A 10,179-nucleotide genomic window follows, 5' to 3' on the forward strand; every position below is an offset into this window, starting at 1 on the left:
AGGTCGGCGTCCGTGGCCGGCTTGTCGCCGTTGTCGGGGGTGCCTGGCTCTTCGCCTGCGCCGGTCTTGGCGGCCCGCTCGCCGCCGTCCGCTGCCGGCTCGTCGCCGCCGCTGGCGGCGTCCGCTGTCGGTGGCTGGTCGGCCGTGCTCGGCTCCTCGTCTGCGCCGGTCGTGGCGGCCTGCCGGCCGTCGTCCGCGCTCCTCGGCTCCGCCGAGGCCCGCTCCGCCGAGGCCCGCTCCGCGGGCCGTCGCGCGGCCGGGGCCGGGTCGTCGTCCTCCCCGGCGGCGGGCCGTGTCGTGTCGCTCTCGCCGCCCGCCGTGGGCGAGTCCGTGTCGGTCTCGGGAACCTTCGCGTCGTCGGGAAACCTTTCCGGCCCCTCAGGCGTCTTCACCGATGACTCCCGCTCCCGATCCCGTCCCGAAATGTCCGGGGACTCGCCCGACACCCGTGCCTCCTTGCAGTTGTTCATGATCCGAACCGCTCGCCCTACCAGTCTGCCGGGTCCTGTGCACCTCGGTACGCCACTCCCGCGATGGCGGAAACGCACGGCTCGACCCCTTGGACGACAACGACATATCTACGGGTTCCATCACAAATCAACCACGCACTCTCGACAGAACAATGTGAGAGGCGTCACCCTGTCTTTCATCCACGCGGGGAGGCATGGATGGGCAGGAGTCGTAGAACCATTCCGGAGGAGTTGCTGTTGCTCGCTCTGGACCCGGCCACGGGTACCACAGCGCAGCCGCAGTCGCTCGACCTCGGCCTTGCCGGGGCGCAGCTCGTCGAGCTGGCCTTGGCCGGGCGGATAGCCCCTGACGGGGACCGAATAGCCGTGATACTGCCACGGCCGACCGGAGATCCCACCCTGGACACCGCCCTGGAGTTGCTGCGCAGACGCGGCAGCCCGGTGCGGGCCGTCCACTGGATCGGCGGGCCCAGGCTCGGGCTACGCCAAACCTATCTCACACACCTGGAGCGCTGCGGCATGGTCGCCGCGGTGGAGAACCAGATGTGTGGGGTGCTGCCGACGACCAGGTACCAGGCGACGGATACCGCGGTCAGTCGACAGATCCGGGCTCGGCTGGACACCGCGATCCGCACCGGCACCCCGCCGGACGCGCGGACCGCGGCCCTGGCGGCGCTGGCTCACGCGGTCGGCCTGGGTAAGCACCTGTACCCCGGGAACGAGGGGCGGTCCTCCCGCTCCCGGCTCCGGGACCTCATCAGGCACGACCCCATGGGCGGTCTCGTGGCGCACGCCGTGATGGACGTGCAGAACGGCGTCGCCGGCCAGGTGGCGGCCGCCGCCGCCCGGCGCGCGCAGCCGAGCGCCGCGCCGCGCAAGGCGGCGCGCACGCCGGCGCCGGCAGCCATGGCTGTGGTCGGACAGTCGAGCCAAGCTCCTGAGCAGCTTCGGCGGAGAGGAGTGACGCGAGCCGCAGTACATCCTTCGCTGTCGCACTGAGCGCGACGCGCACGGCGCGCACCACCGCGCGTCACCACGCACACGCACCACGCATGCGTGCAAGTACTTGAGTACCCCTTTGACTTGACCGGGAGCCGCGTTTCGGACACGGGGTGTGGCGAGGGCCGTGAGGAACGACGGCCGTCGCCACACCCCCTGTCTGTTCCTGGGCACGTTCTGTCGCCAATACCCAGCGGAGACGCCCCGTTGGATGGCAGTCTGCTGGTTGGGAAGTCAGCTGATCACGACGGAGGTGCACAGTCCGTGGCGGGCAATGTCAATCCGACTGTCCGGCGACGCCGGCTCGGCCAGGAGTTGCGGCGGCTCCGTGAGGACCGCGGGATGACCGCGGAGGAGGTGGCGGACCGGCTGCTGGTCTCCCAGTCGAAGATCAGCCGGCTGGAGAACGGGCGTCGCAGCATCAGCCCGCGCGACGTCCGCGACCTGTGCGGGGTCTACGAGGTAGAGGACCGGCGCCTGGTCGACTCTTTGATGCAGATGGCCAAGGAGTCGCGCCAGCAGGGCTGGTGGCACGCCTTCGCCGAACTCTCCCCCACCTACAGCGTCTACATCGGCCTGGAGACCGACGCGTCCTCGTTACGGGTCTACGAGCCGCAGGTGGTCCCCGGGCTCATGCAGACGCCGGCGTACGCCTCGGCCGTCATATCGGGCGCGCTGCCGGAGGTCGGCGAGGAGGAGGTCGCCAGCCGGGTGCAGGTCAGGATGCGGCGCCAGCAGCGGGTCTGGGACGACAAGCAGCCGTTGCGGCTCTGGGCCGTGGTGGACGAGGCGGCGCTGCGCCGCCAGGTCGGCGGTCGCGCCACGATGACCGACCAGTTGGCGCGACTGATGGAATGTTCGCGGCTGCCGCACGTCACGCTCCAGGTGATGCCTTTCACCGCCGGCGCGCACCCCGGCGTGAACGGCCAGTACACGATCCTCGAGTTTCCCGAGGCGACCGATTCCACGGTCATTTATCTGGAGGGCGGCACCAGCGATCTCTATTTGGAGAAGCCGCACGACGTCCAGTACTACAGCGTGATGTACGAACACCTCAGAGCCCAGGCGCTCAGCCCCGAGGAGTCGCGCACGCTCATCACCAAGATCGCGGAGGAGTACGGGAGTTAGCGTCTCCGGGGCGAGGCCGGCGCACCCTACACCCATGTTTCCGGTCGCGTGGGGAAAAGCCGTGGACGAACCATCCGGTCGGGTGAAGCAGCACAACCGCCACCCATCCTGACTAGTACGGTCACCGCGTCGTCAGGACATTCCCCACCGACATAACCGACCGGAGCGGAGAACATGGCAATCGAGCACGGCAGCACGCGCACCTGGACCAAGTCGTCGTATTCCGGGGGTAACGGCGCCTGCGTCGAGGTGAAGTCCCCGGCGCGGGAACTCCTCGCCGTCCGGGACTCCAAGACCCCGACCGGGCCGCGCCTGAGGTTCGCCCCCGCCTCGTGGTCGGCGTTCCTCGACAGGTTCCCCCGCGACTGACCCACCCCCTCACCACCACCGCGGCGCCGTTCCGGCCCTCCCTCCCGGGCCCGGACGGCGCCGCGGTCGTCAACCGGTGCCGCGCAGCGCGCGATACCCCCTGAAGGTGAACATCGACGCGTCGGCCGGCAAGGCCGCCGGCTCCCCGGTGAATCGGTGCACGCCGACGCCGAAGCCGGCGTCCGGCTCCGGCAGCCAGCGCTGCTCGAAACCGCGCTCGGCCAGCCAGCCGCAGATGTCCGGCACCAGGTCGGGCGGCCGCCGGTGCCGGGTCCAGATCAGGGTCCCGCCCGTGGCGCACAGCGCGGTGCAGTGGTCGAGCACGCGCCGGATGTGGGAGTCCGTGATGTTGCCGAACACCCCGCACATCAGCACCAGTCGGGCCGGCGCCAGGTCCACGTAGTGCCGGGTGGCGGCGGCGTCCCCGGTGACCACGTCGACGCCCCGCAGCCCGGCCTCAACCGCCGCGCGCCGCACGACCTCGGCGTTGCGCGGATCCAACTCGACGAGCCGCGCCACCACATCGTTCCGGCGCGGATGCCCGCGCAGCACCGGCAGCAGGTCCCGCCCCTGCCCCGCGCACGCGCTGACCACCCGCACCGGCCCCGCCGGCGCCTCGTCCAGCGCCTCCCCGATCCGCTCCCGCACCACCACGAGCCGCCGACCCAACTCGGAACCCGGCTCGTCGTACGCCTCGTGCCAGTCGTGCCAGTCCATGCTTCGACCCTTATGACCGGTCTACGGTGCGGGGTATGACGGGAGAGGACTTCCACGACCGCGCCGTGGCGGCCAATGACGACACCTTGGCCCGGGCTCGCGAGGGGGCGACGGCTGACTACACGATCGACGAGCTGCTGTGCGTCATCGACGACGGTCGAGAGGGCGATCGGTCGTTGACTCTTCTCAGAGCGCCTCAGTCAGTTCATCGAGCGAAACGCCGGCCTGCTTGAGGACGTTGCGCGGGGTTCCCCTGGGGATCGGGTTGCGGTGCGGGATGACGACCACGGCAGACGACCGGTGCGTCACCGTATGGGAGCCCTTTCCACGGCGCTGCTCGAAGCCGAGTCGTTCGAGTGCCTTGAACACACGGTCACTTGGGAGATGGGGGACCGGCGGCATCAGGCCGCGTCCATGGTTTCGACGGTCTCCGAACCCACGACGACACCCTTGGTCTGTGGGGTGTCATCCGCCGTGACCTCCTCGAGGTACAGCTCCAAGGCCTCGATGATCATAGTTCGAGCCTTTTCGAGCGTCCGGCCCCAGGTGGAAGTGGCCGTGATCGGCTCCAGGGCGTTGTACCCCCGTCATCTGGGGTGTAGGTGATGGTGAAATTCACCGTGCTCACCGGTGTCTCCCTCCCAGGACGGCATCGCCAGCATGGCCCGGCGTGTCACCGATTGCCGTCGTCCGCTTACACGTCGGTATGGTCTTGTCGCGGTGCGCCTGAGCTTGCCACGTGCGCCGGGCCGGGGCCGGGGCCGTTGCCGCGCGCCAGCGCTCTGCGGCAGGCTGGTCGGTCGGGGCTGGAAGGGGGACAGGTGGCCGAACGTCGGTTGTCGCGGCAGGAGTTGAACCGGCAGCGGCGAAGGAGCGGGTTCATTGGGCGGGAGGAGCAGTTGGACGTCTTCCGCCGCAATCTCGGTCGCGATCCGGAGAGCCCTGACTTCCGCTACCTCTTCCACGTGCACGGCAACGGCGGAGTCGGCAAGACGTCGTTGATCCGGCAGTGGGAGCAGCAGGCCAGGGAGCGCGGCGCGGCCACGGCGATCGTCGGTGACGAGGTGCACGACGTGGTCGAGGCCATGGCGGCGGTGGCGGACCGGCTGGAGCACGAGGGACTGCCGCTCGACCGGTTCAGGAAGCGGCTGAAGGAGTACCGGCAGCGGCGCCACGAGGTCGAGCGCGGGCAGGCTGCCGCAGAGCCGGCGGCTGATGTGCCGTCGGTCGGTGGGATGGTCACCGCCCAGGTCGGTCTCGCGGCTGCCGGCGCCGTGCCGCTGCTCGGCGCGGTCACCGGAGTGATGGACCCGACGACGGCCGCGCTGGGCGTCGACCGGATCCGTTCGTGGGCGTCGGCCCGGCTGCGCGCGCCGGAGGACGTGCAGCTGGTGTTGTCCCCGGTGAAGCAGCTCACCCCCGTCTTCCTGACCGACCTCGCCGAGGCGGCGCGCCAACGGCCGCTGCTTGTCCTCTTCTTCGACGTGTACGAGCGGCTCGGCCCACTGCTCGACGGCTGGTTGCGGCAGGTGATCCAGGAGGACACGCACGGCGTGTTGGAGGCCAACGTCGTCGTGGTGCTCTCCGGCCAGGGCCGACTCGATCCGCGCCACTGGGCCGACTGGGCCTCGGAGATCGCCGAGGTGCCGCTCGACGTGTTCAGCGAGCAGGAAGCGCGCGACCTGCTTACGGCGCGCGGGGTCACCGACCCCGAGACCGTCGAGGTGATCCTGCGGCTGTCGGGCCGACTGCCCGTGCTCCTCGACATGTTGGCCCACACCCGTCCCACTGTCCCCGGCGAGGTGGTCGACCCGGCCGAGACGGCTGTGGAGCGCTTCCTGAAATGGGAACACGACCAGGACCGCCGCGCCGCGACCCTCGCCTGCGCCCTGCCGCTCCACTTGGACGAAGACATCTACCGGGCGCTGGCGCCGGAGGGCGCCGCCGAGCAGTACCCGTGGCTGCGCGGCCTGCCGTTCATGGGTCACCACGACGGCCACCACCGCTACCACGACACGGTGCGTGCGCTGATGCTGCGGCACCAGCGCCTTCAGTACCCGGGCCGCTGGGCGGCGCAGCAGGCCACGCTGGCGGACCTCTACGGGAAGCGCAGCGAGGCTTTGGAGGCGGACCTCACACCGCATCGGGACCGGGGGTACTGGGACAGCGAGCGCTGGCGCGAGGCGAGGCAGGACGAGACCTACCACCGCCTGTGCGCAAACCCGGCCGCCGCCCTGGCGGCGGCCGTCGCGGACACGGTTCGCGTCTGCCATCAGGGAACTTCCGCGCTGCGGCAGTGGGTGCAGATGTTCGAGCACGCCTGGCGGGACACCGACGCTGCGGAGCTGGCCCACTGGGCGCGACGACTCAAGGGCGCGGTCGAGAGCGAGCAGCCCCTGGAACGCACCTTCACCCTGCTCGTGTCCGCTTCGGAGCTCAACGTGACGCACCGAGCCGCCGCGCTCGTGCTCAGGGGCCGCCAGCGCTACAACCAGAGCGAGTACGAAGCGGCCATCGAGGATTACGACGAGGCTCTCCGACTCGTCCCGGACAGCGCGTGGGCGCTCGCCCACCGGGGGGAGACCCACCGCGTGCTCGGCCATCACGAGGAGGCGCTCCGCGATCTCGACCGTGCCGTCGAGCTCGACGCCGACGACCTGTACGCGTTGGAAAGCCGCGGAAGCGCCCTCGGGTACCTGGGGCGTTACGAGGAGGCGCTTCGTGACCTCGATCGGGTCATCGAGCAGGGACCTCGCCGCGCCTGGGACTACGCCGAACGAGGCCGCGTCCACCATCGCATGAGGCGATATGACGCCGCGGTCGCCGACTACGACAAGGCCATCGAGCTCGCCCCCGACGATGCCTGGATCCACCGGGGCCGTGGCGATCTCCACGTGTCGGCGGGGCGTTTCGAGGAAGCGGTGCGGGACTTCGACCGTGCCATCGAGTTGGAGCCGTACGAGGCGTTGGGGTGGGCGTTCCGTGGGGCCGCCCATCGTCATGCCGGGCGCCTGGACCTGGCGGTCGCCGACCTCGACCGTGCCCTGGAGCTCGATGACGACGAGTGGACTTATGCCGAACGCGGCGAGGCGCACCGGCTCGCGGGTCGACTGGAGGCGGCGGTCGCGGACTTCGGCCTTGCCATCGCCCTCGATCCCCAATATTTCTGGGCATTGTGGAAGCGCGGTGATGTCCACCGCCAGGCGGATCGTTACCGTGAGGCGGTGCGTGACTACGGCCGTGCCATTCAACTGGACTCCGGGACCGCCTGGTTGTACGAGCGCCGTGCGAAGGCGCATCACCTGGCAGGGGACTACGTGGCGGCCGTCGTCGACTTCGGCGAGGCGATCCGGCTCGACCCGGCCCAAGCGACGGTGTACGCCGGCCGGGGGCACTGCCACCTCGCGACCGGGGACTACGACGTGGCGATCAGCGACTACGACGCGGCGCTTCGGCTCGGGACTCTCGACGAGAACGCCCACAACACGGACACCACGTACACCTGGGTCCTGATCAGACGCGGTGAGGCCCGGCTCCTCTCCGGTGCCGCCGAGGCCGCTCGGGGCGATCTCGCCGAGTCGCTGGACCGCACGGCGGACCATGCCTGGGCCCACATCATCAGCGCGCTGATCGCGCGACAGTTGGGCGACGCCGAGGAGGGCGCGCACTGGCGACGCGCCCACGAACTCCTCATGGCCGAGGGCGGCGACGTGGACCTGGGGAACCTCGTGCTCCTGCACTGCATGCGGCCCGACCCGGAGGCGGCCGGCCGCGCGCTCGATCGTTTCCTCGCCGCGCCTCCCGAGCCGTGGATGTTTCCCGAGATGCTCAACATCCTGGAGCGGTACGAGCGTGCCGGCCTGCTCGACCCGGACGCCCTGGCCGGGCCGAGGGGGCGGCTGCGGGAGGCCTACGCCGCCGTCAGTTCAGGGGGCGCAGGAAGGTGAGCGCGATGTCGGCCTCGTCGAAGCGCCAGCCGGCCGGGGTGCGGACGGCGCCGTAGGTGAGGCGGGTGCCGGCCTCCTGGTAGGGCGGTTCGCCGTCGCGGTAGAAGAACGCGAGCTGGTTGGCCGTGGCCGTGGCCCGGTCGACTTCGAGCGTCACCTGGACGTCGCCGTGCAGGTGGTGGGTGTGCTCGCCCTCGGGGTGCTGGCGGTGGAGGTGGGCGGTGACCTCGGGGAGGCCGCGCAGCACGCCGCCCCGGGGGGAGTGGACGACCACGTCGTCGGTGTAGACGGTGTGGGCGTCGTCGTAGCGGCCCTCGTCGAGGAGGCGGGTGAGGCGGGCGAACAGCTCGGCGATCTCGGTGCGGTCGGCGAGGGCGGCGATCGTGGTGGCGGACATGGCGGGGTACTCCGTTCGTTGGGCGCGCCAATGTTGGCGAGGCCAACCGCGCCAACGAATAGCGGGTCAGTCGACATCCCCGTCCCCGAACTCCGCCACCGCCTCGTCGACGATCCGGGCCAGCTGGGCGTGGTGCGCGCCGCGCCAGTAGACGCGGCCGCAGGAGGGGCACTCGGCGAAGACGTCGTACGAGCGCCGCGTCCCGCCCTCCAGGCGGGTGGCGACCGCCGACTTGTCGGCCGGGCGGAGTGCGCCGTTGCAGGCGGTGCAGCGGGTCCAGGGGGCCAGGCGGGGCGTGAAGCGGCCCAGGACATCGCGTAGTTGCTCGTCCGGGCGGTCGCTGCGCACGAACGCGCCGGCCCACAGCTCGCGGCGGTGGAGCAGGCCGCGGTCGCGGGAGAGCAGCACGCGGCGTTCGCGGGCCGAGCGGGCGGCCAGGGCCGCGTCGCCGATGTCGGTCGACTCGTACGCCGCGTCCACCCCGAGCAGCCGCAGCCGGCGCGCCAGCGTGCCGAGGTGGACGTCGAGCAGGAACCGCAACGGCGCGCCCGGCACCCGCTGCGGGCGGGCCACCGGGGTCACCTCCACCGTCTCGCCGGCCGCCGGGACGTGCGAGACAGGCACCTCGCGGCCGTCGACCAGCAGCCGGCCGACCTCGGTCAGCGGCACGCCGAGCGACTCGACGACGTGGCCGAGCGAGGAGACGCCGTCGGTGCCGACCCGGGTCAGCTCGGCCCGTCGCGCCGGCGCGACGAAGAACCGCAGCTCGGGGGCGAGGCGCAGCAGGATCTCGGGGATCTCGGGGGAGGAGGACGTCATGGGGCAAGCCTGCCGGAGGGCAGCTCGCGCTCGAAGCAGAGGAGCGAGTACGGGTCGTCCGGGCCGTACCAGGGCACCTCGCGGTAGCCGGCGCCCCGGTAGAGCGCGATGGCCTCGGTCAGCACGGGGTGGGTGCCGAGCCGCAGCACGCGGTGGCCGCGGTCGGCCGCCAGCCGTTCGAGTTCGGACAGCAGCCGGCGGCCGAGGCCGAGGCCGCGCGCGTGCGGCGCGACCCACAGGTGCCGCAGCTCGCCGACGCCTTCGCCGAGGTCGCGGACCGCGCCGCAGCCGGCCGGCCGGTCCTCGTCGTGGGCGAGGGCGAAGACACCGGCGTCACCCGAGACCTGGGCCGGGGTGACCAGCACGGCCGGGTCGTACCCCTCGGGGAAGCGCTCGTCCAGCTCGGCGGCGTAGGCGGCGAGACACTGCCGGGCGGCGGCCGAGGCCGGGTCGGCGGGCGCCTCGACGGAGCACGCGGCGAGTCGCAGCAGCCGCTCGGCGGTGGTCAGGGAGTCCAGCAGCCGGGCGCGCTGGTCGTCGGTCAGGCCGGTCAGCATGCCGGCGGCGAACTCGTCGGCGCGGCGGTTCTGCTCGGCCAGCTCGCGCCGGCCGCGCGCCGTCAGCTCGACCGCACGCCGGCGTCGGTCGGCGGGATCCGGGCGGGTGCGGACCAGGCTCTGGCTCTCCAGCGACGCCAGCATCCGGCTCAGCTGGCCGGCGTCAAGACCGAGCCGCTCGCGCAGCTCGCCCTGGGTGGCGGCGCTGGCGACCTCGAACAGCAGCCGCGCCTGCCCCAGCGGCCGGGCCCGCTGGAGATAGCGGTCGGAGAGCACCCCGACCCGCCTGGTGAAGAACCGGTTGAAGCGGCGGACGGCCGCCACGTCCTGCTGCGTGGGCTGCGTCGATTCCATGCGACCAGTCTTCGGCGAATTATTGATAGAGGTCAAGCAATTTTGGAGTGTGCGGCCCCGCGCCCGTGTGCGGGCCCGGCCGGCGGCTCCTACGCTGGGATGTGGGAGGTGTTGTAGCCATGGCCGACGAGTCCCGATCGAAGCCCGAGGACGATCTGCCCACCCCCGATCACCTGCTGCACACCGGTTCCGAGCGGCCCATCGACCCGGAGGACCTGGTGCGGCTCAGCGGCCGCGAGCCCACGCCCGAGCGAGTGGCGGAGGCGCGGCGGCGGCTGGAGAAGGAAGGGGCGGCCGCCATCGAGCGCTACCTGCCGTGACCGGTAAGGCCGGCACGGCCAGCACCAACGCGGGGCGTGGGGCGGGAATATACCCCCCCCCCCCCGGGTTGCCCCAGGGGAAACACCCCGCCCCCCACCCAC

The 10,179-nt window shown here is 71.6% G+C and carries 10 protein-coding genes and 1 pseudogene; 5 read left to right on the plus strand and 6 right to left on the minus strand.

Annotation, left to right across the window (positions count from 1 at the left end; all coding sequences use genetic code 11):
• Window positions 1-392, minus strand: a pseudogene (locus tag ACFWI8_RS04950) (hypothetical protein); the annotation flags it as partial.
• 276 nt (window positions 393-668) lie between these two features.
• Here ACFWI8_RS04950 and ACFWI8_RS04955 point away from each other — a divergent pair.
• From ACFWI8_RS04955 to ACFWI8_RS04965, 3 genes are all read left to right on the plus strand, one after another.
• Window positions 669-1,469, plus strand: a complete 801-nt coding sequence (locus ACFWI8_RS04955) for a GPP34 family phosphoprotein (protein WP_387085775.1) — start codon at window positions 669-671, stop codon at window positions 1,467-1,469.
• Between the two features lie 264 nt (window positions 1,470-1,733).
• Entirely contained in the window at window positions 1,734-2,597 is an 864-nt protein-coding gene (locus ACFWI8_RS04960; RefSeq protein WP_387085778.1) for a helix-turn-helix domain-containing protein, read from the plus strand.
• A 174-nt stretch (window positions 2,598-2,771) separates the two neighbouring features.
• Entirely contained in the window at window positions 2,772-2,966 is a 195-nt protein-coding gene (locus tag ACFWI8_RS04965; RefSeq protein WP_387085780.1) for a DUF397 domain-containing protein, read from the plus strand.
• 69 nt (window positions 2,967-3,035) lie between these two features.
• On the opposite strand, the gene ACFWI8_RS04970 is transcribed toward ACFWI8_RS04965, so the two are convergent.
• Both ACFWI8_RS04970 and ACFWI8_RS04975 read right to left on the minus strand, forming a co-directional pair.
• Entirely contained in the window at window positions 3,036-3,683 is a 648-nt protein-coding gene (locus ACFWI8_RS04970; RefSeq protein ID WP_387085783.1) for a class I SAM-dependent methyltransferase, read from the minus strand.
• A gap of 186 nt (window positions 3,684-3,869) precedes the next feature.
• Entirely contained in the window at window positions 3,870-4,052 is a 183-nt protein-coding gene (locus ACFWI8_RS04975; RefSeq protein WP_387085786.1) for a type II toxin-antitoxin system HicA family toxin, read from the minus strand.
• Between the two features lie 452 nt (window positions 4,053-4,504).
• Between ACFWI8_RS04975 and ACFWI8_RS04980 the strand changes: the two genes are divergently transcribed.
• A complete protein-coding gene (locus ACFWI8_RS04980; protein WP_387085789.1) occupies window positions 4,505-7,630 on the plus strand; it encodes a tetratricopeptide repeat protein in 3,126 nt (1,041 codons plus the stop codon).
• Here ACFWI8_RS04980 and ACFWI8_RS04985 read toward each other — a convergent pair.
• The 3 genes from ACFWI8_RS04985 to ACFWI8_RS04995 form a co-directional block, all read right to left on the minus strand.
• Window positions 7,605-8,027, minus strand: a complete 423-nt coding sequence (locus tag ACFWI8_RS04985) for a nuclear transport factor 2 family protein (RefSeq protein WP_387085792.1) — start codon at window positions 8,025-8,027, stop codon at window positions 7,605-7,607. The two genes, ACFWI8_RS04980 and ACFWI8_RS04985, sit on opposite strands and share 26 nt — an antisense overlap.
• 66 nt (window positions 8,028-8,093) lie before the next feature.
• The gene (locus ACFWI8_RS04990) at window positions 8,094-8,846 is read right to left on the minus strand and encodes a Mut7-C RNAse domain-containing protein (RefSeq protein ID WP_387085795.1); all 753 of its coding nucleotides are present in this window, start codon (window positions 8,844-8,846) and stop codon (window positions 8,094-8,096) included.
• Window positions 8,843-9,757, minus strand: a complete 915-nt coding sequence (locus ACFWI8_RS04995) for a GNAT family N-acetyltransferase (RefSeq protein WP_387085798.1) — start codon at window positions 9,755-9,757, stop codon at window positions 8,843-8,845. The genes ACFWI8_RS04990 and ACFWI8_RS04995 overlap by 4 nt, the downstream gene beginning before the upstream one ends.
• 119 nt (window positions 9,758-9,876) lie before the next feature.
• Here ACFWI8_RS04995 and ACFWI8_RS05000 point away from each other — a divergent pair, with 119 nt between their 5' ends.
• Complete coding sequence (locus tag ACFWI8_RS05000) at window positions 9,877-10,077, plus strand: hypothetical protein (protein WP_387085801.1); 201 nt, start codon at window positions 9,877-9,879, stop codon at window positions 10,075-10,077.
• Window positions 10,078-10,179 lie beyond the last annotated feature (102 nt).

Source organism: Streptomyces sp. NPDC127098 (assembly GCF_042722465.1).
GTDB classification, from domain to species: domain Bacteria; phylum Actinomycetota; class Actinomycetes; order Streptomycetales; family Streptomycetaceae; genus Streptomyces; species Streptomyces millisiae.

Coding starts and splice junctions, on each gene's coding strand:
- ACFWI8_RS04970 (WP_387085783.1), bottom strand. CDS start 3,683: ATGGACTGGCACGACTGGCACGAGGCGTACGACGAGCCGGGTTCCGAG.
- ACFWI8_RS04985 (WP_387085792.1), bottom strand. CDS start 8,027: ATGTCCGCCACCACGATCGCCGCCCTCGCCGACCGCACCGAGATCGCC.
- ACFWI8_RS04965 (WP_387085780.1), top strand. CDS start 2,772: ATGGCAATCGAGCACGGCAGCACGCGCACCTGGACCAAGTCGTCGTAT.
- ACFWI8_RS04990 (WP_387085795.1), bottom strand. CDS start 8,846: ATGACGTCCTCCTCCCCCGAGATCCCCGAGATCCTGCTGCGCCTCGCC.
- ACFWI8_RS04995 (WP_387085798.1), bottom strand. CDS start 9,757: ATGGAATCGACGCAGCCCACGCAGCAGGACGTGGCGGCCGTCCGCCGC.
- ACFWI8_RS04955 (WP_387085775.1), top strand. CDS start 669: ATGGGCAGGAGTCGTAGAACCATTCCGGAGGAGTTGCTGTTGCTCGCT.
- ACFWI8_RS05000 (WP_387085801.1), top strand. CDS start 9,877: ATGGCCGACGAGTCCCGATCGAAGCCCGAGGACGATCTGCCCACCCCC.